The sequence below is a fragment of the Micromonospora sp. NPDC048842 genome (assembly GCF_040649935.1).
In the GTDB taxonomy this organism is placed as follows: domain Bacteria; phylum Actinomycetota; class Actinomycetes; order Mycobacteriales; family Micromonosporaceae; genus Micromonospora; species Micromonospora hortensis.
In genome coordinates, this window is record NZ_JBEZGK010000002.1 from 275,932 (window position 1) to 296,650 (window position 20,719).

Here is a 20,719-nt window from a genome sequence, read left to right on the forward strand (position 1 = left end):
GTCGGCGGTCCCACGTCACCCCGTCGAGCCCCTGCCCAGCAGGATCGGGTGGGGCCCCCTATGGTGTGCGCAGGCAGCGCGGCCTACTGCGAGATGACTCACGTTACCGCTGGGTAACCTTCGCGTAGGCTGCACTGCATGACCGAGCACAGCGAGGTCATCAGGCAGCAGACCGGGGAGGCCAACTCGATGGGCAGCGTCCAGATCGTCACCACGATCCTCGCGGCCGCCATCACCGCCGTGGCGGTGTGGCTTGCGGTGCGTGCGGTCCTGAAGATGGTGGCAGTCATCCGGCTCGGGCAACCCGCGCCGGAGCGGTTCTCCGACAAGGTCGCCCGCGCCAGGACGATGCTGGTGGAGACGGCCGGCCACACCCGGATGCTCAAGTGGGGCGTGGTGGGCGCCGCGCACTGGTTCGTGATGGTCGGCTTCGTCGTGCTGTCGCTGCTGGTGCTCGAGGCGTACTTCGAGGTGGGCACCACCGACGGCGGTCTGCCGATCATCGGGCACTGGACGATCTTCGGTCTGGTCACCGAGATCATCGGGGTGCTGAGTCTGGTCGGCATCCTGGTGCTGATGGCGATCCGGCTGCGCAACCGGCCGACCCGCCCGGGCGGGCGGTCCCGGTTCACCGGCTCGACCATGTGGCAGGGCTACTTCGTCGAGTGGATCGTGCTGCTGGTCCTGATCTTCGGCTTCGTGATCCGGGGCTTCAAGGTCGCCACCGACCACTTCGAGTTCCCGTTCTGGGCCACTCCGGTCAGCCACGCGGTTGGTGCGGTGCTGCCCGACTGGGCGGACGGCGTCAGCGTCGCCGCGGCCATCAAGATCATTATTTCGATGACGTGGCTGATCGTCATCTCCCTGAACGTCACGATGGGCGTCGCCTGGCACCGCTTCCTGGCGTTCCCCAACATCTTCTTCAAGCGGGAGCCGGCCAGGCCGGCCGGCTCCGGTCTCGGCGCGCTGCGCCCGATGACGAGTCAGGGCAAGCCGCTCGACTTCGAGGAGGCGGACCCGGAGAAGGACCAGTTCGGCGTCGCCCACGTCGAGCAGTTCAGCTGGAAGGGCCTCCTGGATTTCAGCACCTGCACCGAGTGCGGCCGCTGCCAGTCGCAGTGCCCGGCCTGGAACACCGGTAAGCCCCTCTCGCCCAAGCTGCTCATCCTGAGTTTGCGCGACCACGCGTACGCGAAGGCGCCCTACCTGCTGGCCGGTGGCGGCAAGGACCTGACCGGCGAGGAGAAGGCCACTCAGGCACAGCTGGCCCACCTGGACGTGCTGGCCCTCGCCGAGGCCGACAAGCCGTTGATCGGCACCGCCGAGGAGGGCGGTGTCATCGACCCGGACGTGCTCTGGTCCTGCACCACCTGCGGCGCCTGCGTCGAGCAGTGCCCGGTGGACATCGAACACGTCGACCACATCGTCGACATGCGCCGCTACCAGGTGCTGATCGAGTCGAGCTTCCCCTCCGAGGCTGGCGTGATGCTGCGCAACCTGGAGAACAAGGGCAACCCGTGGGGCGCCCCGCAAAACACCCGCGAGGACTGGACCAAGGGCCTGGACTTCGAGGTGCCCCGGGTCGGCGAGGTGGACGACTTCGAGTACCTGTTCTGGGTCGGCTGCGCCGGCGCGTTCGAGGATCGGGCCAAGAAGACCACTCGCGCGGTCGCCACGCTGCTCAACGAGGCGGGCGTGAAGTTCGCGATCCTCGGCGAGGGCGAGACCTGCTCCGGCGACCCGGCACGACGGATCGGCAACGAGTTCGTCTTCCAGATGCTCGCCCAGCAGAACGTCGAGACGCTGAACGAGGCGTTCGAGGGCCGGGACAAGACCAAGCGCAAGATCGTCGCTACCTGCCCGCACTGCTTCAACACCCTGGGCAACGAGTACGGGCAGCTCGGCGGGGAGTTCGAGGTGGTCCACCACACCCAACTGCTCGCGCACCTGGTCGCCACCGGCAAGCTCACGCCGGTGCAGCCGGTCGACGGCGGCGTCACCTACCACGACCCCTGCTACCTGGGTCGGCACAACCGCGTCTTCGCGGCCCCCCGGGAGGTCCTCGGCGACGCCATCGCTGGCGACCTGACCGAGATGCCGCGCAACAGCGAACGCTCCTTCTGCTGCGGCGCGGGCGGCGCCCGGATGTGGATGGAGGAGAAGATCGGCAAGCGGATCAACGTGGACCGCGTCGAGGAGGCCATGGCGACCGGGGCGAAGACGGTGGCTGTCGGCTGCCCGTTCTGCTCGACCATGCTCAGCGACGGGGTCAACGGCAAGGGCGCCGGCGAACAGGTCGAGGTGATCGACGTGGCCACCGTACTGCTCCGCTCGGTCAAGCCCGAGCAGCCGCAGGGCGGCAAGGAGACCGCTCCGATCGGCGGCTGAGACGCGTACACCAGGGTTTTGAACATCGACGGCGGCGGCCCTCAGGGGCCGCCGCCGTCGTGCAAGAATCTCGCCGAGGTGAGGCGACATCGACGGCCTACTCTTGACGACGCTGTTGCCCCTGGTCGGCTTCGTAGCCCTGACCGCGGGCAACGCGTTCTTCGTCGCGGCCGAGTTCGCCCTGGTCACTGTCGACCGGGCGGAGATCGACAGGCGGGCCGCCGCGGGCGACCAGGCCGCCCTGACGGTACGCACAGCGTTGCGCGAACTCTCCTTCCAGCTCTCCGGGGCGCAGCTCGGCATCACCATCACCGCGCTGCTCACCGGCTACCTGGCCGAGCCGGCCCTGGCCCGGCTCTTCACCCCGCTGCTGCGCCCGCTGGCCGGCGACAGCACCGAGCGGCTCACCCCGTTCATCGCGCTGGCACTGGCCACGCTGATCTCCATGCTCTTCGGCGAGTTGGTGCCGAAGAACGCGGCGCTGGCCCGGCCCATGCCGGCGGCGCTGGCCACGGCAGGCCCTATGCACACCTTCTCCCGGACGTTCGGCTGGCTGATCCGGGGGTTGAACGGCTCGGCGAACCGACTGGTCCGGGCGCTGGGCGTGGAGCCGCAGGAGGAGTTGGCAAGTGCCCGCTCGCCGGAGGAGTTGGGCCTACTGGCGGGCATCTCGGCGCGGGCCGGCGCGCTGCCCACTGACACCGCCATGCTGCTGCGTCGCACCATCCGCTTCGGTGACAAGCGGGCCGCGGAGGCGATGACCCCCAGGGTGGACGTGGTCGCGCTGCGCGCCACCGCCACAGTGGCGGAGCTGCTGGAGCAGTCGCGGCGGACCGGGCGGACCCGCTTCCCGGTGTACGAGGAGACCCTGGACCTGGTGACCGGTGTGGCCGGTGTGCCCGACGCGCTGGGTGTGCCGCTGGCCGACCGGGCGTCGACCCGGGTCGGCTCGGTGGCCCGCGAGCCGGTGTACGTGCCGGAGAGCCTGAACCTGGACGGTGTCCTTGCCGCGCTGAAGGAGGCCGGGGCCGACCTGGCCATCGTGGTCGACGAGTACGGCGGCACGGACGGCGTGGTGACAGTCGAGGACCTCGTCGAGGAACTGGTCGGAGAGATCGCCGACGAGTTCGACCCGGCGAGCGTGGACGAGAACGGGTCGGCCGAGCTGACAGTGCCGGGCGGTGAGCGCACAGTGCTGGTCGACGGTGTGCTCCGTTCCGACGAGTTGGCCGAGCAGACCGGCTTCCGGCTGCCCGAGGGGCCGTACGAGACGTTGGCCGGGTTCCTGATGGCCCAGCTCGGGCACATCCCGCTCGCCGGCGAGACGGTCGAGACGGACGGCTGGGAGTTCACAGTGGTCGAGGTGGAGCGGCACCGGATCGAGCAGGTCCGGGTGTTGCGCCCGGCGGATCCGGACGACGATGACTGAGCTGCTGGTGACAGTGCTGTTGCTGCTCGGCAACGGGTTCTTCGTGGGCAGCGAGTTCGCGCTCATCGCGTCCCGCCGGACGGTGATCGAGCCGCTGGCCGCCGGGTCGAAACGCGCCCGCTGGGCGTTGTCGGCGATGAACCAGATCCCCCTGATGATCGCTGGCGCGCAGCTCGGCATCACGGTCTGCTCGCTGGGTCTGGGCGCGATCGCCGAACCGGCGCTGGCTCACCTGCTGGAGCCGCCGTTCCACGCGGCCGGTCTGCCGGAGCGGGCGGTGCACCCGGTGGCGTTCGTGTTGGCACTGGGCGTGGTGGTGTTTCTCCACACGGTCGTCGGTGAAATGGTGCCGAAGAACATCACGCTGGCCGGTCCGGAGGTCTCCGCGCTCTGGCTCGGTCCGGCGATGCTGGCATTCTGTGTGGCCACCAAACCGTTGTTGCTCGCTATGAAATGGGCGGCGCGGCGGGTGCTCGCGTTCTGGCGGATCGAGGCGTCCGAGGCGGTGAAGACGGTGTTCACCGCCGAGGAGTTGGCCGGGTTGGTTTCCCAGGCGCGGACCGAGGGGCTGCTCGACGCGGAGCAGCACGCCCGGATCACCGGCGCGCTGGCCCTGCACGCCCGGACGGCGGCGGACGCGCTGCAACCGTGGTCGACGGTGGTGACGGTGGCCGAGGACGTCTCGCCGGCGTCACTGGAGGTGCTGGCGACCCGGACCGGTCGGTCCCGGTTCCCGGTGGTGCAGCGGTCGACCCGTCGGGTGCTCGGATTTGTGCACGTCAAGGACGTGCTCGGGTACGCCGGGCAGGGCCGCCGGTCCCCGGTGCCGGCCGACGTCTACCGGCCGCTGGCGGTGGTGCCGCCGGACCGTACGCTGGCCGATCTGCTGCTGGCGATGCGTCGCGAACGGCGGCACATGGTGCTGGTCAGCGACGGTCGACGGCCACTCGGTGTGGTCACTCTTGACGATGTATTGACCGCAATCGTTGGGTGATGGGCCAATACCCTTGGTGTGCAAGCGGTTGCACGACAGTGATGGTTACCGCCCTCGCCTTGATTACCGCACCGAGCTTCCCTAATGTGGGGCACCGACCGCTGTGGGTCGTCTGCCTCGGCCCTTCCCTCACGCGAGGCGCCCGGCGGTCGGTTGCAAAGGAGTCGGTGCCGGTGGCAACCATGCCCCCTCATCGTCACGACCTGTTTGCGTCTGCTCGCTCTGGTGGCCTGCGCCGCGTCGCGCAACGGGTGCTGATCCTGGTCGCCGCGGCGGCGGTCGGCGCCGGTCTGCTGACCGCGCCGGCACATGCCGCGCCCACGGTCGACGAGATCGAGGCGCAGATCGACAAGAAGTGGGAGCAGTTGGAGCCCACCATCGAGCAGTACAACAAGGTCCGGGCGCAGTTGAAGGTCAACCGGCAGAAGTCGGCGAACCTGCAGAAGAAGATCGAGCCGCTGGCGCTGCAGAGCGAGCTGGCGCTCAACCGGGTCGGCGACCTCGCCTCCCGCTACTACATCTCGGGCCCGTCGCACGACATCGGCGCGCTGCTGGTCAGCGCCAAGCCGGACACGCTCACGGAGCAGCTCACCATCCTCGACCGGCTCGCTTCGCAGGAGCGCAAGGAGGTCGAGGGTGTGCTGGCGGTGCGGGCCAAGTACGACGGCGAGAAGCAGAAGCTGGACGCGCTGATCGTCACGCAGACCAAGCAGCAGAACGAGCTGGCGGCCAAGAAGAAGCAGATCGACGCCGAAATCAAGCAGCTCGAGGCGTCGATGCCCAAGACCACGGTCAAGACCGCGGCCTGCCCGACCATCAACGGGGTGGTCAGCGCGGCAGCACGCACCGCGATCAAGACCGCCTGTGGCAAGGTCGGCAAGCCGTACGTCTGGGGCGCCACCGGGCCGAACTCGTTCGACTGCTCGGGGCTGACCCAGTACGCCTACAAGGCGGCCGGGATCTACCTCACCCACCACACCGGTGACCAGTGGAACGAGGGCAAGGCCATCTCGCGAGGCGACGCCCGCCCCGGTGACCTGGTCTTCTTCTTCTCCGGCCTGAGTCACGTCGGGCTCTATCTGGGCAACAACACCATGGTGCACGCACCACGTGCCGGTAAGCCGGTGCAGGTGTCCAGCATCAACACCATGCCCGTCGCCGGGTTCCGCAGACCTGGCTGATCCACCTCACGCGACACGAAGGCCCCCGGTCACCGACCGGGGGCCTTCGTGGTTCTCAGCGGGGCGCGCCCACCGGGGACGGCAACAGCTGTACGTCGGCGAGGTCGACGTACATGATCCGGTGGCCGAACTGGATCTGCGCGTACCGGTTCTTGCCGCGAATCACCGTCCAGTCGCCGGGCGAGGAGCCGTCGACGGTGCTGGCCCGGTAGTACTCCCCGGCCAGCACCGCGCCGACGGCGTACCGCTGCCCGGCGGCCAGGGTGTACTGAAGAGGCGATATCGCCTGGTAGGGCACCCCTTCCGGGTACGCGGACTGCTCCGGGTACGCCCGTCCGTAGACCGGAACGGTGGTCCGTCCGGGCTTCGGCGTGGCCACGACGCCGACGGTCCAACTGGCGGTCGGCGCGGACGCCGGGTTGTGGAACCAGGCCCGCTGCCCGAGGTACCAGATCGCCGTCCAGTCACCCTGCCGCCCGGCCAGCGCGTACGTCTGCCCGGCTGACGCCCGGGCCCCGTGGTCCGACACGACCATCGTGTTCGGGGTGCCGTCCGGGCGGAGCGCGATGTCGTTGACCAGCGGCGCGTCCGCGGACGGTGCGCTGCGCAGCACCACCGCCGAGGAGCCGCGTGGCGCGCAGGGCACGCCCGGGGTGACGCAGTCGGTGAACGCCGGCTGGTTGGTGGCGTAGTCCGGGTCGATCCGCACCATTCCGGTGGCCGGGGTGCCGGTGTCCAGTCGAGGCGCGTGCAGCAGGTCGAAGTAGTGCGTCCAGTCCCAGTACGGGCCCGGATCCCAGTGCATTCCCCGCACTGTCGAGGGAATGGTGCCGGGCACGTTGTCGTGGCCGATGATGTGTTGCCGGTCCAGTGGGATGCCCAGCCGCAGCGCCAGGTGCCGAACCAGCTTCGCCGAGGTCCGGTACATCGCCTCGGTGTACCAGGTGCCCTGCGCCGCGAAGCCCTCGTGTTCCAACCCGATCGACTTCGCGTTGACGTACCAGTTGCCGGCGTGCCAGCCGACATCCTTGGTCTTCACGTGCTGGGCGATGTGCCCGTCTACCGAGCGCAGCGAGTAGTGCCAGCTCACGTAGGTCGGGTCCTGGACGAGTTGCAGGGTCGTGGCCCAACTCGCCTCGGTGTCGTGGATGACTATGTACTCGATCTTCTGCCGCCCGGGCCGGTCGGAGAGGTCGTGGTTGCCGTAGTCCCCGTCGCCGAACGCCTCGTAGGGCGCCGGGATCCACTCGCAGGAGATGGCGCGGGGGCACTCCACCCCGTCCGGGCGGGCCAGGCGGCGCAGGCCCAGCCGGTCCAGCCAGGAACGCTCGGGCCGTACCGCGCGAGCCGGCAGTGTGATCTGCTGGCCGTCGTCGGTCACCCGGGCTTCGCCCGCGCCGATGGTGGTGAAGACCTCGTCGGCGAAGGCCGCGGCGGCGTCGGCGCTGTCCGCGCCGGAGTAGCGGGCCACCGCGCCGTACCAGGCGGCCGGGTCGGTGTCCGCGCCGACCGGCGCGCCCAGATCCCTCTGGTACGCGCTCAGCAGTGCGGCCCCACCCCGGATGTTGAGGCCCGCGTCGGTGCGCAGTGCCTCCGGGGTGGCGCCGGTCAGCGTGGCGGCGGCGTCGACGGTCTGCAACGCCGCTGTGGACGGCGCGGGTGCCTCGACCGGCCGGGGCGCTGGCACCCGGGCGGGACGGGAGTCGTCGCCGCGTGGGTCCTCGGCGCCGGCGTCGTGGTGGCCGCGCCCGGGCAGGGCGGTCACGTGCCGGGCGTCGGTCAGGTGCATCGGGCCGTAGCCGCCACTGGTGCTCGGTGTGCCGGCGTTGGTGTCCCAGCGCGACTCCAGGTAGGAGACGGCGAGCAGCACGACGGCCGGCACGCCGTACTCGCTGGCCGCAGCGGCGTACTGCTGCTGGCGGTCGGTGGTGGGCGCTGCGGCGGCCGGGCCGACGGAGAGCGGCACAGTGGTCGCGGCGGCGACCACTGTGGCGGCGAGCAGTGCGCGCCAGCCGGTCGACAGGGTTGGATGGTGCATCGAACCCCCTAGATTCTCGCGAAGTGAGGTCAGGTCACCATCGCGCCGTCCGGGAGGTCACGTCAATACCTTTCTATCTATCGAAGCCGATGGAAAGAATTCTTCACGCACTGTCGGTGACCTCTTCCAATCCGTACGGAGTGTCACTGCCGCACGGGTTGCGGATCGGTAACAAGCGTCTCTACTCTGGTCATTCGTCGGCCCGACAGCAGCTCCGCCCAGCCCGGGCGGTAACGGACCGACACCGCCGAGTCGTTTCCGAGCGAACCGGGGACCCAAGTCCCTCGGGGTGAATCCGCAGCCACTGCGGTAGGGCGCCGACTTCCCGCCCGAACCCGTCAGCTAACCCGGTAGGCGGTCAGGAAGAAGGAGTACGGAACCCCGGTGGCACTCCATGCCCCGCGGCCGTCGTCCGAGCGGTCGGCATCAGCCGGCCCGGTGTCGATAGTGCCGCGCCCACGCTGGTCCCGCTTCACCACCGCACTCGCCGCGCTGGCCGGCATCGCCGTCGTTCTGACCGGCAGTGCCACGGCGGCCCACGCCGATCCGTCCGTCGCCGAGATCGAGCGCCAGATCGACGCCGACTGGAACAAGCTCGAACCGATCATCGAACGGCACAACGCCACCCGCACCGACCTCGCCGCGAAGCGCAAGCAGGCCGACGCGCTGGCCGCCCGGATCACTCCGCTCGAGCGCCAGGTCGACGCCGCGATGGACAAGGTCAGCGCCCTGGCCGTACGCGCCTACAAGGGTGAGAACGTCTCGACGGTCAACGCCGTGCTGGGCAGCCGGTCGCCCAGCGAGGTGGTCGGCCAGCTCGAAATGCTCGACCGCTTCGCGCACAACCAGCAGAAGGACGTACGCCAGGTGGCCGACCTGCGCGACCAGTTGGCCGCGCAGAAGGCGCCACTGGACGAGATGGTGGCCCAGCTGACCCGCACGGAAGCTCAGCTGGCGGCGAAGAAGAAGCAGATCAACGATGAGATCGACCGCCTGCAGAAGCTGCGCCTCAAGGTGTACGGCAACGGCGGCGGCGGTCCGCTGCGCCCGGCGCCCTGCCCGGGTAGCTACCCCGGCGGCGCCGCGGGCACCGCAGTCAAGTTCGCCTGCGCGCAGATCGGCAAGCCCTACGTCTGGGGTGCCGAGGGCCCGAACTCGTACGACTGCTCCGGGCTGATGCTGGCCGCCTGGGCGAAGGCCGGCGTGTCGCTGCCACACAACGCCGCCGCGCAGAGCCGGGTGACCAAGGACGTCAGCAAGGGCGACCTGCGCCCTGGCGATCTGGTCTTCTACTACAGCGACATCCACCACGTCGGCATGTACGTCGGCGGCGGCTGGGTGGTGCACGCCTCGCAGGCCGGTCAGCCGGTCAAGATGAAGAAGGTCGACGACGGCCCGATCCACAGCTACGGCCGTCCAGGCTGACAGTGAGTGCTCGAAGGGCCCGTCGCGATCCGTCGCGGCGGGCCCTCGTCGTCTCGGTTCTAGCGGGTGGGCCTCAGCGGGTTGGCCAGGTGCGCCAGTGCTGCCAGGCGCGGCTGGGTGTCGGCCCCCGCTGGCCCTGGTAGCGCGAGCCGTAGACCACCGAGCCGTACGGGTGCTCGGCCGGCGAGGAGAGCCGGAAGATGCAGAGCTGCCCGATCTTCATGCCCGGCCAGAGGGTGATCGGCAGGTTCGCCACGTTCGAGAGTTCCAGCGTCACGTGACCGGAGAAGCCCGGGTCGATGAAGCCGGCGGTGGAGTGCGTGAGCAGACCGAGCCGGCCCAGGGAGCTCTTGCCCTCCAGTCGGCCGGCGAGCTGGTCACCCAGCGAGATGACCTCCAGCGTCGAGGCGAGCACGAACTCCCCCGGGTGCAGCACGAACGGCTCGCCGTCGGGGACCTCGACCGCCGAGGTCAGGTCGTCCTGCTGCATCGCGGGATCGATGTGGGTGTAGAGATGGTTGTTGAAGACCCGGAACAGCCGGTCGAGTCGGACGTCGATGCTGGAGGGTTGGACCAGGGTGGGCTCGAACGGCTCCAGGCCCAGCGTGCCGGCCTTGATCTCGGAGACCAGGTCGCGGTCGGAGAGCAGCATCGGACCACCATAGCCGCGTTGCCGAAAGTGGCTGGATTCGGTGCCGGTGACCAGCGCGTCGAGGTCGCTGCTCGTACATTTGTTCGATAGAATGCCCACATGGCTTCCTGGTCCGAATTCGCCGCCGACGAGCCCCGACTCGCCGACGGGATCCGCATTCTCCTCCAGCAATACGGGCCGGGCTTCGGCTATCTGGCCACTGTCCGTGCCGACGGCGGGCCCCGCGTCCATCCGGTCTCCCCGGTCATCACCGCCGAGGGGCTGTTCTGCTTCATCATCGACTCGCCCAAGCGTCGCGACCTCGAACGTGACGGCCGCTACGCGCTGCACTCGTTCCCGGCGGAGGAGAGCGACGACGAGGCGTACGTGGCGGGGCACGCCCGTCCGGTGAACGATCCGATCCGGGTGGCCCAGTTGGCGCAGAGCGCCCGGGCCGAGCCGCAGGTCGACTGGCGGCTCTTCGAGTTCACTGTCGACGTGGCGATGCTCACCCGCCGCGAGCAGCACATCGCGGGCATTCCGGGCCTCGCGCCGAGTCGGCCGGCCGTTCGGGTCTGGCTCGACCCAAACGCCCCGTCGGCGGTGGCAGCGCCGCTCGCCGTCCCGCAGGCTCGCCCGACCCGCCTCAGCCGTGACGTCCAGTGCACGGCCGCCTGACCACCGCCGGAAGATCATCGGTGCCGGCTCCGTCGTAACGGAGCCGGCACCGGGCGTACGTGCCGGTCCAGCGCCCGCCGCCTGCGGTGATCAACTCGACTTCAAGAAAGTCGCGGGGTCCCAGCGCTCCGGATGCCCCGACTTCCAGAAAGTCGAGTGGATCAACCCGGGCGGAGCGGTACGCGGACACCTGCGGCCGGCGGGGGTACCTGGGTGCAGAGGCCCGACGACTCGGGTACAGTGGTGCCGCTTGCGGGTGTAGTTCAATGGCAGAACATCAGCTTCCCAAGCTGACAGTGCGGGTTCGATTCCCGTCACCCGCTCCACGTACGGAAGCCCTGGTCAGGACAGACGTCCCGCCAGGGCTTCCGTGGTTCCGGGTGATGCCCGCTCGCCGCGTTCGCTGTTGAACTCAGCGCAACAGTCTGCAGCTCGTCCATGTTGGTTCGGTACCAAGTGCCTCGGGTGAAGGCGTGCAGGTCGCCCGCTCCGGCAGGTGTAGCGGAGCCGCTGTGCTTCGACGCCATCAGGTAGCACGAGACGGCACTGCCCGCCGATGCGGCGCACGCCGTCTGTGCCGATGCGCAGCGGCTGCACGAACGACACCCGAAGGTCCGTCTCCACGTCGATGGCACCGACAGTCCGGATCCCCTTGCCACCGACATGCCAGGTGACCTGCTTGCGCCGGGAGTCGATCCGGTTTGACCAGACGGCGAACGCCGTACCATCGGGCCCGACGCCGACCGCCTCAGGCTCGCTCTCCATATCCGCGCGGTCCGAGGGCGTCAGAAATCCATGGCGTTCCAGTGGCACAACCGGCAGCTTCAATACGTCCAGCCGCCGCTGAAGACTGGCCTGATCGCGTTCGCCTCGTGGTGTCGTCATCGCGACCATCATCGGTCACCCGACCACCGGATTCGCGAGGGTCGGCGGGCCATTAGCGGGCCGGTAGCCGGAGTCATCCCAGCGGGAAGTCGCAGACGGTACGCCAAGGGCTGACGTCGGGCGTTCCGGCAATGAGCCGGACTCTGTCGATGGCTGCGGTGATCGGCAGGTGCGCGGAGACGGCTTCTGCGGCGTGGCTCAGCGTGGGCTTGGCGGCGTCGTGACCGATGGTCAGGTGTGGCACCACGTCGCTGTGCGCCCCGGCATACGGGGGTGCCTCGGGAAAGCGCTGCCACACCGCCGACGTAAGTTCCCGGAACGGGCGAGCTGGCTGCGGAGCAAGCCAGACGACCGTGTCACCAAACCAGCCAACGTGCGTCAGCGCGACGTTGAAACGCGGTATCCCGGCAATGGTGTCGCGCAGCACCGCCAAGACCTGCTCATCGATCTCCTGTGGGGGCAGGAACGGGTGGAGGACGGTCACGTGCGCTGGCACCCCCCACCCGGCGGCCGGGTCCAGCGAGGCCCGGAACCGGCCCACCGCCTCCTCGGCCTCGGGTATCGGCACGATGAGCGCCGTCTGTGTCGGTTCCATCCCCGCAGTTTCCAACCACCGTCGGTGCCGGTCCACTGGATTCACCACCCGCCGGGCGGTCCGCGCCAGCAAGGTCGGACAGGCGTGGTGTGCAAGCGCCCGTCCCTAGTCTCCGGACCGCAGTCGTGCGGCGAGGAAGGACGGCCGTTCGGTGAGACGGGTGTACGCGGCTTCGTCGACCGTGCGGAGTTCGGCGCGCGGCCGTGGCTCGACGAGCTTCTCCAGTAGGAATCCGGCGTCCAGGAGTTCGCCGAGGAATGTTTCCACCGTCATCCGCTGGAAGTGGAGAGCGCCCGGCCCGTGCGGCAGGTCGACCCAGGAATCGTCGTAGTAGGAGCCGCCGAAGTGTCGCCAGTCAGCCGTCGGATGGGTGGTCGAGATGACGAGCCAGCCGGCGGGACGTAGCACCCGGCGCATCTCGGCGAGCAACTGCCGCCGGTTTGTCAGATGACCGATGACCAGCGCGCAGACGATCCCGTCGAAGGACGCATCGGCGGCGAAGTCCAATGGCCGCTCCAGGTCGTGCAGGCGAAACTGCGCTCGGCCGGCACGTGAGTGGGCATGGCGGAGCACTGTGGCGCTCGCGTCGATGCCGGTCACCCGGTCCCGGTAGGCATCCGAGCACGATCCCGACCGCCGAGGGGATCCGCAACCGTTTTCGCCCGGCGGCACGACGCTCGCCCGCAGCAGTTGGCAGAGGGCCGCTATCGGTAGTCGGCGAAGATGCGACGTTCCACGCCGTCGACGGTGACCGGGCCGCCGTGAGGAAGGATCCACTGCGGTCTGGTGTGGCCGAACGGGACGCCGACGCAGACGACGGCCTCGGGGTTGTAGCGGGTCACCACGTCGACGACAGTGTCGCGCTGCTGCTCGCGAAGTCGCGCCCGATCCGCGGCCGGGGGTCGACGGGTGTGGTCGGAGACCGGCGGACGGGCGACCAGGACCGCGTCGACGGCGCTGAGAAGACCTCGTTCACCCAGTGACCGGACGATCCAGCCGACTTCGCGGGCGGGGAGAAGCTCCTCCGACGTCTCGATGATCAGCACCCCGCCGTGCAGGACCTCCGGGGGAAACGGGAAGCGTCCCGCCGTCAGGATCCACTGGATGACTTCCAGGCAGCCACCCCAGGTGCGGCCGGTGACTGCGCGGGACGGCCCGTGCCAGCTCCACGGCTCCGTCGGTTCGCGCTCCCCAAACGACTTCAACGCCTGCGGATCTGCCCAGTCGATTCCGACATCCTCGGACTCACCCGGGTCGGTGATCTCCAGCCGATCCCCGGTGAGTAACGCCGCTCGCAGCGACCGAACGTGGATGTCGTCGACGGCAGGCCCGGGGCCGAGGTGCACCTGGGAGGACCCGCCGTAGAAGCTGGCGATGCCGTGACCCCAGAGCCAGTGGTGCAGGTTGGTGTTGTCGCTGGTGCCGAGGAACGGCTTCGGGTCGGCTCGGGCCAGGTCGGCGTCCAGGTGGGGGATGACAGTGATCTGGTCGTCGCCGCCGACGACGGCGAGAATGCCGCGTACCCGGGGATCCGCGAAGGCGGCGTTGATGTCCGCCGCCCGCGCTGCCGCGCTCGCGCCCACCTGGCGGGTGGTGGGGTATTCGACCGGAACGAGGCCGGTCAGGTCAGCGAGCCGTCGCATTGCCTGCTCGTGGATCCCGGGATAGGCGCCGGCCGCGGCGAAGGACGGTGAGAGGACCGCGAGGTGGTCCCCCGGGCGTGCCTTCCGAGGACGAACAAGCTCATGCTCCATGTCGAGATCCAACAGGTGCGCGAGCCCGTGCGCATCTCATTTCGAGACGCGTCCCAGGACCACCACGGCGATCTACCGGCGTGCAAGTGGGCCAGGAACGCGTGGTCGACCGCCGTCGGCGGAGCGGGCATCGGCCACACGGATGCCTCTCATGTTCATGGCAGGATCTGCCAGGTGCAGGTCAGGATGCTTGGTCCATTCGAGGTTCGCACGGACATCGGCACCGTCATCGACGTGCCGGGCGCGCGGCTGCGCGGGCTGCTGACCGCCCTCGCACTCAACCCGGGTCACGTGGTCCCGAAGGGGACCCTCGTCGACTGGATCTGGGGCGAACATCCGCCCACCGACGCGGCTAACGCCCTGCACCGCCTGGTTTCCCGGCTCCGGAAGGCGCTGCCGGAGGGGTCGATCGAGGGACAGACGGACGGCTACCGGTTGATGGTCGAACCCGACGTCGTCGACGCCGTACGGTTCGAGCGCCTCGTCGGTCTGGCTCGCGATGACGAGGGCCCGCAGCGGGTACGGCGGTTGCGCGAGGCCCTCGACCTGTGGCGCGGTGCGGCGATGCAGGACGTCGGTCTGGTCGACAGCACGGCGCTCGACGCGGCGGTCACCCGGTTCGACAGGCTGCGTCTGACCGCCCTGGAGGATCGCTTCGACGTGGAGATCAGTCTCGGCCACGGTCCGGAGCTGGTCGCGGAGCTGACCGACCTGGTGGCCGCGCACCCGGTGCGGGAACGGCTGGTTCTCGGGTTGATGCAAGCCCTCGCCGCGAGCGGCCGTGACAACGAGGCGCTGCTCGTGTACCAGCGCACGAGTGAGGCCTTGGCCGACGCGCTGGGCGTCGACCCCTCGCCGGAACTCTCGGCGTTGCACGTCGCGCTCCTGCGGGGGGCGACGTCGCGGTGAGCGGCCGGGTCGGCGCTCGGGTGCAACGGCTGGTGCTGGAACACGGCGACGGGCAGACGACCACGGCGCGCTTGGCGCACGGGGTGTTCGGCCTACTCACCGATCACGCAGAAGTCACCAGGGACGCCGAGTTGGTCAGCTATGACAGCACCGGGGCAGAAATCGACCGCCGCCTGCTGTTCCGTTCGTCGCACGAGTTCGATCACTGTTACGTGGACTCCGCCGGCACCCTCGTCTACGGCAAGCCGGGAGCTGACTGCCGACCAGCCGAGCCCTGGGGAAGATAGGCGAGCCCGGTGAACCGCCCGCGTCGCTAGCGGGCGTTCACCGGGATCAGCAGGTCGATCTCGTCGCGCCGACGGTAGAACTCGATGCTGGGACGCGTCGAGTCGTGGTCGGCGACCTGCTTCAGCTCCGCGTATCGGGTGGGGATGTGCGAGTAGATCTCCGGCGGCTCGCCCTGCACGGTCGTCGACAGGTAGTGACCGCCGGGGATCGACCCGGACTCGAGCCCGTTCAACGCCGCATCGTCGTCGTCCTGGACCTGCACACAGACCCGGTATGACCCGTCGGGCGGGCCGAAGACCCCGAAGAACTTCCGCCCCTGGAGTGACCCGACGATCGTCTCCAGGCGATCCCACGCCTCGGTGATCGCGTCCTGCTCGTCGGCGGTCGAGATGAACAGGACTGGTGTCTCCCGGCGCTCGACGCGCCGGGTGATCAGATCCGCTGCGGGCATCGACGCATTCATGACCGGCAACCTATGCCACCCGTACGACAGGCTCCTACCCGGTTGGCCGCGGAGGGCCACCCAACTCCTGGTGGCGGCGCAGCAGCTCGCGCAGCGCGTCGATCTCGGCAGTCAACGCAGCCTGCCCCTGATCGGTGATCCTGATCCAGGTCTTGGGCCGGCGGCCGTGGTAGCCCCGTTCGATCTGGATCAGGTCGGCCTCCTCCAGCACGGCGAGGTGTCGGGAGAGGTTGCCGGCGGTGAGTTCGAGGGCGTCGCGCAGGTAGGCGACCTCCACCCGCTCGGCCTCCGCCGCGATGGTGAGGATGCCGAGCCGGTTGCGTTGGTGGACGGTGTCGCTGAGCCCGTTCGTCGGGTGCCCGCCGGTGCCGGTGCTCATGTCGACCTCTTACCCGTGGTGAAAAGAGCGATGATGCCACCGACGAGCAGGATCGGCGCCGGCAGCAGGGCCGCCAGCAGGAAGCTGTGGCGGTTCAGGTCTCCCGGCTCGAAGTTGGCGGTCTGGAAGTAGATGTTCACGAGGGCGACCGCCGCAGCGTAGAGCGCGGCCACGGCCGTCAGGCCTCGGCTGCGTTCCAGTCGAGCCAGAACCAGTAGCCCCACCGCGATGACCAGGTGCGGGATCATGCCGCGATCGGAGACGCCCAGCAGCGGTGTGGTCACCCAGCTGGTCCCGTTCGACACCGACGTCGCCGAGTTGAGCAATAGGAATCGCAGCACGATCGGCAGCACGAGCCCGACCAGCGTGCCGACGATGCCAGCGATGACGTATGTCCGGGTCGGTGTCTGGACACCCACCCGCGCGCCGTGCCACCGGTACCACCCGAGGGTCAGCAGGTAGCCGCCGATGAGCGCCACCAACCAGTACCACCCGAGGCCCGCCGAGCGTTCGAGGAAGTCCCCACCGAGGCCGGTCAGCGCGGGGTTGTCCTGCGGACCGCGCATGACGAGGGGGTCGGTCGACTCCACGTACAGGGGGGCCGCCGCCGCGATCAGGAGACCGAACAGCAGGAGCGGCAGCCAGTAGGCGTGCCGGGTGACCCGGGTGCGGCGGCGGAGCGCGGCCATCGACGCGAGGAGTTCTGCGGGGTTGTCTCTGCTGTTCGGCGCGGTGCTCGATTGCTCCGACACGATGACCTCCAGGCCGCTTGGCGCTGCTGCGATACCAATAGGTTTGCATCGCAAACCATTCTGCGCAAGAGGTAACCGAACAACGACGCCCACCGGTATCGACAGTGGTGGTTCCACCGGAGCCGCAGCGCGGCTAGGGTCCGGCGTGGAGGTGGTCCGTGTTCACCGAAGCCTTTCCGATCGTGACGACACCTGACCTGCCACGACTGATCGCGTTCTACCGGGACGTGGTCGGCTTCGAGCTGACCTACCAGTTCCCGGACGAGGGCGCCCCGGAGTTCGTCGCGCTGCGGCTGGGCAGCAGCGAGCTCGGCCTGGCCGCCAACCCGGAGGCTGGCGGGCCGGCCGACTCGCACCGCTGGGAGTTGTGCGTCTACGCCGACGACTGCGACGCAGCAGTGGGCGCGCTGCGTACGGGTGGAGCGACGGTCACCGAGGAGCCGGTCGACCAGCCCTGGGGCGAGCGGTCCGCCAGGGTCACCGACCCCGACGGCAACCGGTTGCTGGTGCTGGCCCGGCTCTAGACGACGGCGCCGGGGAGGAGGGCGGTCATCGCCTCCAGAACAGCAGATGGGTGACTCCGCTGGGGCTGGGCACCGACTCGAGGTGGAAGCGGTCGAGCAACTCGTCGGGGCTGTCCCACAGCCGCTCGCCCCGCTGGAGGTCGACGGGCGCCACGGCGATGTGCATCGTGTCGACCAGGTCGGCCTCGAGGAACTCGCGGATTATCGCCACCCCACCACCGAGGCGTACGTCCCGACCGTCGGCTGCCTGCTTCGCCTCGGCCAGTGCCTCGGCCGGTCTGACATCGCGGAAGTGGAACGTGGTGTCGGACAGGCTGAACGACGGACGCAGGTGGTGGGTGAGCACGAAGACCGGCGTGTGGAACGGCGGGTTGTCCCCCCACCAGCCCTGCCACTCGTGGTCCTTCCAGGGGCCGCGCTGCGGGCCGAACTTGTTGCGACCCATGATCTCCGCGCCGATGTTGCACTCGGCGTCGCGGGTCAGGTAGTCGTCCAGGCCACGAGTGCCGCCCGGCTCGGTGCGATACACGAAGCTGGCGGTGGCGGAACGCCAGGAGAACAGTGGGGTGGGGTCCGCGTGACCGAAGGGCCGCTCCAGGCTCTGCCCCTCTCCGGTCCCGAACCCGTCGCGCGAAACGTTGAAGCACTGCACCCGCAACAGTTGCGGCATGGTGTCCCCTCCTTCCTTCGATGGGCCGTGATTCAGTTCGCGGTCACCGTTGGGCCGCCTCCGCTGCCCCGGTCGTCGAGCACGAGCGGGGCGCGACCGCGCACCGCGTACCGGATGTGGGTCACCTGTGGGGTGGCAAGGACGCGGGTCGGCGTCAGCTCGACCCCTTCCCGGTCGCCCAGGTCGAGGTCCGCGTCGAAGAGTCGCAGGCCGGTGCCAAGCACTACCGGTACGACGTGCAGCTCCAACTCGTCGAGCAGCCCGGCCTTGAGCACCTGCCGCACCAGGCTGCCGCCCCCGGCCACCGCGACATCCTTGCCACCGGCCACCGCGCGCGCCTGCTCGACGGCGCTGACCACGCCGTCGGTGACGTAGGTGAAGCTGGTGCCCCCGCCCTTCACCAGCCGCTGGCGGGGGCGGTGGGTGACGACGAAGACCGGCGCGCGAAACGGCGGCTCCTCACCCCAGGGGATCTCACCTCCGTCGGCCATCCGGCGCCCCATCACGTACGCGCCGGCCGCCCCGAACGACTCGGCGATCACCTCGGAGTTGGTGTCCTGCTCCCCGCCGGCAAAGCCCTGTCGTTCGCGCCAGGCCGCCGCTTCGGTAGCCCACCGGGTGACCCGGAAGAATTTCGCGCTCTCCGCCGAGTCCATCCAGTTGCCGTTCCCGTCGAACTGTGGGCCGGCGTAGAAGCCGTCGACCGACACCGACAGTTGTGCTGTCACCTTCGTCATCGCGCTCTGGTCCTCTCCTCGGGCGACACCCCGCCTGGGTGCCGCTCCCCGAGGGGTCGGAGCCGAAAGCGATGTCCCTACCGGGAAGCAGTGTGACGCGTGCCACTCTCGGGCTCGGTCAGGTACCACGTGCCGGCGTGTTCCGGGTCGCGTGACCAGCGCATCCGGGTCTTCTCCTCCGGGCGGGGGCTCCAGTCCCGGTAGGGCGCGAGGGCCACCCGCCAGGCGATCACCGTGAAGACGTAGATGCCCGGGCCGACCAGCCAGAGCAGGGCGTCGCGCCGGCGATAGGAGGCGTACGGCGCGAGCCACGCGGTCGCCGCCATCGGCACCGCTACCGCGCTGAGGTCGGCCACCGGCCCGCGGCCGAACCGAGACTCGATCAGCTCGCGGAGAATGAGGGACGGGACGACCACCCCGACCAGCAACCCCACCGTGCGGATCATGCGGAGCCGGCGCGCCTGGCGACCCGGGGATACGCGGGCGGCAGCAGCTCCTTCGGTGGGCATCCCCGGAGAGTACGGGCCGGCCGCAGCAGTGGATCTAGGGCTGCCGGTCGGCGAAGGTCGGCTGGCAGGTGTTCCGGACGCCGGCCGTCCTCTGCTCAGCGGGATGCTGGGGGCGGATGGCCGGCCCGACTAGGGTGGCGATCATGCGGATTGGCATCGTGATCCTGCCGGACCAGCGGTGGGCGGAGTCGCAGCGTCGCTGGCGGCAGGTCGACGAGTGGGGCTTCGACCACGCCTGGACGTACGACCACCTGGGTTGGCGTGACCTGGTCGACGGCCCGTGGTTCGACTCGATGGCCACGCTGACCGCGGCCGCCACTGTGACCTCGCGGATTCGGCTGGGCACCCTCGTGGCGTCGCCGAACTTCCGGCATCCGGCCGCGTTCGCCAGGCAGATCACCACAGTGGACGACGTCTCCGCCGGCCGGCTGCTGCTCGGCCTGGGCGCCGGCGGCATCGGCTTCGACTCGGCGGTGCTGGGTGGTGAGACGCTGCCACCGCGTCAGCGGGTCGACCGGTTCGCCGAGTTCACCGAGTTGTTGGACCTGATCCTGCGGGAGGACGGCACCACCTGGCGTGGCGACTGGTTCGCCGCTGTGGATGCCCGCAACAACCCCGGCTGCGTGCAGCAGCCTCGGGTGCCGTTCGTGGTGGCCGCCAACGGGCCACGGTCGATGCGGTTGGTGGCCCGCTTCGGGCAGGGTTGGGTCACCACCGGCACCGGTGATGACAACGACCTGGCGGGTTGGTGGGGCAGTGTGTCGGCGCTGTCCGCGCGGATGGACCGGACCCTGGACGAGGCCGGCCGCGACAGGGCCAGCCTGGACCGCTACCTCTCGCTGGACGCGGCACCGGTCTTCTCGCTCAGCAGCGCACAGTTCTTCGCCGATCAGGTCGGCCGGGCCGCCGAGTTGGGTTTCACCGACGTGGTGACGCACTGGCCGCGCGCCAGCAGTTGGTACGCCGGTGACGAGGCCATCCTGGTGGACGTGGCGACGCGGTTGCTGCCACAACTACGGGGCTGAGGCCGCCACACCGAGCCGGCTGGGGCGGCCGGTCAGGTGCCGAGGTCGCCGCTGGCCACACCGCCCTCGCCGCCGGAGACCAGGCGGAAGCGCAGGCAGACGATCGGGGTGTCGCCGTCGACCGGGGTGCCGAGCCGCGCCCAGTAGGTCGAGTGCCCGGCCCGCCACTCCTCGATCGAGCGGTCACCCTCGCCCTCGGCGTGGGCGAAGTCCCACGGCACGTCGGCGAAGCGGACCACTTCGACTCCGGTGATCTCCACGACGCCGGCCAGTGCGTTGTCGTCGTCGACAAGTGCCAGGCGTTCGCCGACGTGCTCCAACTCCTCGCCTTCTTCCGCGTACTCGGCGAGCCGGCCGGCCGTCGCGGTCTTCACACCGGCCAGCACCAGGGTGTTGAGGGTCGACCGCAACTCGCCGGGGGTGCCGAGGGCGAGGGCGCGCAGTTCACCGATCCGAGGCCACATC

22 protein-coding genes, 1 tRNA gene, 1 pseudogene and 1 riboswitch are annotated in these 20,719 nt (G+C 69.6%); of the genes and pseudogenes, 11 read left to right on the forward strand and 13 right to left on the reverse strand.

From position 1 onward, the window contains the following. Window positions 1–189: 189 nt before the first annotated feature. The 4 genes from AB0C19_RS03780 to AB0C19_RS03795 all read left to right on the forward strand — a co-directional run bounded on the left by AB0C19_RS03780 (window position 190) and on the right by AB0C19_RS03795 (window position 5,992). Window positions 190–2,388, forward strand: a complete 2,199-nt coding sequence (locus AB0C19_RS03780; protein ID WP_357179486.1) for a (Fe-S)-binding protein — start codon at window positions 190–192, stop codon at window positions 2,386–2,388. Between the two features lie 103 nt (window positions 2,389–2,491). Continuing rightward, on the forward strand, window positions 2,492–3,817 hold the full coding sequence (locus AB0C19_RS03785) for a hemolysin family protein (protein ID WP_357178888.1): 1,326 nt from the start codon (window positions 2,492–2,494) through the stop codon (window positions 3,815–3,817). Further along, entirely contained in the window at window positions 3,810–4,811 is a 1,002-nt protein-coding gene (locus AB0C19_RS03790; RefSeq protein WP_112601088.1) for a hemolysin family protein, read from the forward strand. Before AB0C19_RS03785 ends, AB0C19_RS03790 begins: the two co-directional genes overlap by 8 nt. 167 nt (window positions 4,812–4,978) lie before the next feature. Then, window positions 4,979–5,992 carry an NlpC/P60 family protein gene (locus tag AB0C19_RS03795; RefSeq protein ID WP_357178893.1) on the forward strand — a complete coding sequence of 338 codons (1,014 nt, stop codon included), beginning with the start codon at window positions 4,979–4,981 and terminating at the stop codon, window positions 5,990–5,992. Window positions 5,993–6,047: 55 nt separating this feature from the next. Here AB0C19_RS03795 and AB0C19_RS03800 read toward each other — a convergent pair whose 3' ends face one another. Next, window positions 6,048–8,030 carry a peptidoglycan recognition family protein gene (locus AB0C19_RS03800; RefSeq protein WP_357178896.1) on the reverse strand — a complete coding sequence of 661 codons (1,983 nt, stop codon included), beginning with the start codon at window positions 8,028–8,030 and terminating at the stop codon, window positions 6,048–6,050. Window positions 8,031–8,265: 235 nt separating this feature from the next. After that, a riboswitch (cyclic di-AMP (ydaO/yuaA leader) is annotated at window positions 8,266–8,401 on the forward strand. 76 nt (window positions 8,402–8,477) lie between these two features. Here AB0C19_RS03800 and AB0C19_RS03805 point away from each other — a divergent pair. Then, the gene (locus AB0C19_RS03805; protein WP_357178899.1) at window positions 8,478–9,455 is read left to right on the forward strand and encodes an NlpC/P60 family protein; all 978 of its coding nucleotides are present in this window, start codon (window positions 8,478–8,480) and stop codon (window positions 9,453–9,455) included. 73 nt (window positions 9,456–9,528) lie between these two features. Here the strand turns inward: AB0C19_RS03805 and dcd are convergent, their stop codons facing one another. Beyond that, window positions 9,529–10,107, reverse strand: a complete 579-nt coding sequence (dcd, locus tag AB0C19_RS03810) for a dCTP deaminase (RefSeq protein ID WP_030332009.1) — start codon at window positions 10,105–10,107, stop codon at window positions 9,529–9,531. A gap of 99 nt (window positions 10,108–10,206) precedes the next feature. On the opposite strand from dcd, the gene AB0C19_RS03815 reads away from it, so the two are divergent. Next, window positions 10,207–10,764: a pyridoxamine 5'-phosphate oxidase family protein gene (locus AB0C19_RS03815; protein WP_357178904.1), complete on the forward strand. Its 558-nt coding sequence runs from the start codon at window positions 10,207–10,209 to the stop codon at window positions 10,762–10,764. A 252-nt stretch (window positions 10,765–11,016) separates the two neighbouring features. Then, a tRNA-Gly gene (locus AB0C19_RS03820) sits at window positions 11,017–11,090 on the forward strand. A 16-nt stretch (window positions 11,091–11,106) separates the two neighbouring features. Here AB0C19_RS03820 and AB0C19_RS03825 read toward each other — a convergent pair. The 4 genes from AB0C19_RS03825 to AB0C19_RS03840 all read right to left on the reverse strand — a co-directional run bounded on the left by AB0C19_RS03825 (window position 11,107) and on the right by AB0C19_RS03840 (window position 13,887). After that, window positions 11,107–11,649, reverse strand: a complete 543-nt coding sequence (locus AB0C19_RS03825; protein WP_357178906.1) for a hypothetical protein — start codon at window positions 11,647–11,649, stop codon at window positions 11,107–11,109. A gap of 73 nt (window positions 11,650–11,722) precedes the next feature. Next, complete coding sequence (locus AB0C19_RS03830; RefSeq protein ID WP_357178909.1) at window positions 11,723–12,244, reverse strand: 2'-5' RNA ligase family protein; 522 nt, start codon at window positions 12,242–12,244, stop codon at window positions 11,723–11,725. 105 nt (window positions 12,245–12,349) lie between these two features. Further along, window positions 12,350–13,021 carry a class I SAM-dependent methyltransferase gene (locus AB0C19_RS03835; RefSeq protein WP_357178912.1) on the reverse strand — a complete coding sequence of 224 codons (672 nt, stop codon included), beginning with the start codon at window positions 13,019–13,021 and terminating at the stop codon, window positions 12,350–12,352. After that, window positions 12,949–13,887, reverse strand: a complete 939-nt coding sequence (locus AB0C19_RS03840; protein WP_357179489.1) for an LD-carboxypeptidase — start codon at window positions 13,885–13,887, stop codon at window positions 12,949–12,951. Before AB0C19_RS03840 ends, AB0C19_RS03835 begins: the two co-directional genes overlap by 73 nt. A 285-nt stretch (window positions 13,888–14,172) precedes the next feature. On the opposite strand from AB0C19_RS03840, the pseudogene AB0C19_RS03845 reads away from it, so the two are divergent. Together AB0C19_RS03845 and AB0C19_RS03850 are read left to right on the forward strand one after the other, a co-directional pair. Further along, a pseudogene (locus tag AB0C19_RS03845) lies at window positions 14,173–14,898 on the forward strand (AfsR/SARP family transcriptional regulator); the annotation flags it as partial. A gap of 5 nt (window positions 14,899–14,903) precedes the next feature. After that, window positions 14,904–15,194, forward strand: coding sequence for a hypothetical protein (locus AB0C19_RS03850; RefSeq protein ID WP_357178915.1), 291 nt, complete (start codon window positions 14,904–14,906; stop codon window positions 15,192–15,194). Window positions 15,195–15,220: 26 nt separating this feature from the next. Here AB0C19_RS03850 and AB0C19_RS03855 read toward each other — a convergent pair whose 3' ends face one another. Genes AB0C19_RS03855 through AB0C19_RS03865 form a run of 3 tightly spaced genes read right to left on the reverse strand, consistent with a single transcriptional unit; the run spans window position 15,221 to window position 16,789 of the window. Then, window positions 15,221–15,658: a GyrI-like domain-containing protein gene (locus AB0C19_RS03855; protein WP_357178918.1), complete on the reverse strand. Its 438-nt coding sequence runs from the start codon at window positions 15,656–15,658 to the stop codon at window positions 15,221–15,223. A gap of 34 nt (window positions 15,659–15,692) precedes the next feature. Next, window positions 15,693–16,037 (reverse strand): transcriptional regulator, encoded by a 345-nt coding sequence (locus AB0C19_RS03860; protein ID WP_357178920.1) that lies wholly within the window; start codon window positions 16,035–16,037, stop codon window positions 15,693–15,695. Beyond that, a complete protein-coding gene (locus AB0C19_RS03865; protein WP_357178922.1) occupies window positions 16,034–16,789 on the reverse strand; it encodes a hypothetical protein in 756 nt (251 codons plus the stop codon). The genes AB0C19_RS03860 and AB0C19_RS03865 overlap by 4 nt, the downstream gene beginning before the upstream one ends. A 182-nt stretch (window positions 16,790–16,971) precedes the next feature. Between AB0C19_RS03865 and AB0C19_RS03870 the strand changes: the two genes are divergently transcribed. Continuing rightward, window positions 16,972–17,313 carry a VOC family protein gene (locus AB0C19_RS03870; protein WP_238685215.1) on the forward strand — a complete coding sequence of 114 codons (342 nt, stop codon included), beginning with the start codon at window positions 16,972–16,974 and terminating at the stop codon, window positions 17,311–17,313. A gap of 25 nt (window positions 17,314–17,338) precedes the next feature. On the opposite strand, the gene AB0C19_RS03875 is transcribed toward AB0C19_RS03870, so the two are convergent. The 3 genes from AB0C19_RS03875 to AB0C19_RS03885 all read right to left on the reverse strand — a co-directional run bounded on the left by AB0C19_RS03875 (window position 17,339) and on the right by AB0C19_RS03885 (window position 19,229). Continuing rightward, complete coding sequence (locus tag AB0C19_RS03875) at window positions 17,339–17,983, reverse strand: dihydrofolate reductase family protein (RefSeq protein ID WP_357178926.1); 645 nt, start codon at window positions 17,981–17,983, stop codon at window positions 17,339–17,341. 32 nt (window positions 17,984–18,015) lie between these two features. After that, on the reverse strand, window positions 18,016–18,720 hold the full coding sequence (locus tag AB0C19_RS03880; RefSeq protein WP_357178929.1) for a dihydrofolate reductase family protein: 705 nt from the start codon (window positions 18,718–18,720) through the stop codon (window positions 18,016–18,018). A gap of 77 nt (window positions 18,721–18,797) precedes the next feature. Continuing rightward, window positions 18,798–19,229 carry a hypothetical protein gene (locus AB0C19_RS03885; protein ID WP_357178931.1) on the reverse strand — a complete coding sequence of 144 codons (432 nt, stop codon included), beginning with the start codon at window positions 19,227–19,229 and terminating at the stop codon, window positions 18,798–18,800. Between the two features lie 116 nt (window positions 19,230–19,345). Between AB0C19_RS03885 and AB0C19_RS03890 the strand changes: the two genes are divergently transcribed. Next, window positions 19,346–20,254 carry an LLM class flavin-dependent oxidoreductase gene (locus AB0C19_RS03890; protein ID WP_357178934.1) on the forward strand — a complete coding sequence of 303 codons (909 nt, stop codon included), beginning with the start codon at window positions 19,346–19,348 and terminating at the stop codon, window positions 20,252–20,254. Window positions 20,255–20,286: 32 nt separating this feature from the next. On the opposite strand, the gene AB0C19_RS03895 is transcribed toward AB0C19_RS03890, so the two are convergent. Then, the gene (locus AB0C19_RS03895) at window positions 20,287–20,718 is read right to left on the reverse strand and encodes an ASCH domain-containing protein (protein WP_112700111.1); all 432 of its coding nucleotides are present in this window, start codon (window positions 20,716–20,718) and stop codon (window positions 20,287–20,289) included. Window position 20,719: the final 1 nt, after the last annotated feature.

Bases quoted from the DNA above. Each gene is read 5' to 3' on its own strand.
- AB0C19_RS03780 (WP_357179486.1), top strand. From the start codon at position 190: ATGGGCAGCGTCCAGATCGTCACCACGATCCTCGCGGCCGCCATCACC.
- AB0C19_RS03790 (WP_112601088.1), top strand. From the start codon at position 3,810: ATGACTGAGCTGCTGGTGACAGTGCTGTTGCTGCTCGGCAACGGGTTC.
- AB0C19_RS03800 (WP_357178896.1), bottom strand. From the start codon at position 8,030: ATGCACCATCCAACCCTGTCGACCGGCTGGCGCGCACTGCTCGCCGCC.
- dcd (WP_030332009.1), bottom strand. From the start codon at position 10,107: ATGCTGCTCTCCGACCGCGACCTGGTCTCCGAGATCAAGGCCGGCACG.
- AB0C19_RS03815 (WP_357178904.1), top strand. From the start codon at position 10,207: ATGGCTTCCTGGTCCGAATTCGCCGCCGACGAGCCCCGACTCGCCGAC.
- AB0C19_RS03825 (WP_357178906.1), bottom strand. From the start codon at position 11,649: ATGACGACACCACGAGGCGAACGCGATCAGGCCAGTCTTCAGCGGCGG.
- AB0C19_RS03830 (WP_357178909.1), bottom strand. From the start codon at position 12,244: ATGGAACCGACACAGACGGCGCTCATCGTGCCGATACCCGAGGCCGAG.
- AB0C19_RS03840 (WP_357179489.1), bottom strand. From the start codon at position 13,887: ATGCGACGGCTCGCTGACCTGACCGGCCTCGTTCCGGTCGAATACCCC.
- AB0C19_RS03855 (WP_357178918.1), bottom strand. From the start codon at position 15,658: ATGAATGCGTCGATGCCCGCAGCGGATCTGATCACCCGGCGCGTCGAG.
- AB0C19_RS03860 (WP_357178920.1), bottom strand. From the start codon at position 16,037: ATGAGCACCGGCACCGGCGGGCACCCGACGAACGGGCTCAGCGACACC.
- AB0C19_RS03875 (WP_357178926.1), bottom strand. From the start codon at position 17,983: ATGCCGCAACTGTTGCGGGTGCAGTGCTTCAACGTTTCGCGCGACGGG.
- AB0C19_RS03880 (WP_357178929.1), bottom strand. From the start codon at position 18,720: ATGACGAAGGTGACAGCACAACTGTCGGTGTCGGTCGACGGCTTCTAC.
- AB0C19_RS03885 (WP_357178931.1), bottom strand. From the start codon at position 19,229: ATGCCCACCGAAGGAGCTGCTGCCGCCCGCGTATCCCCGGGTCGCCAG.
- AB0C19_RS03890 (WP_357178934.1), top strand. From the start codon at position 19,346: ATGGCCGGCCCGACTAGGGTGGCGATCATGCGGATTGGCATCGTGATC.
- AB0C19_RS03895 (WP_112700111.1), bottom strand. From the start codon at position 20,718: ATGTGGCCTCGGATCGGTGAACTGCGCGCCCTCGCCCTCGGCACCCCC.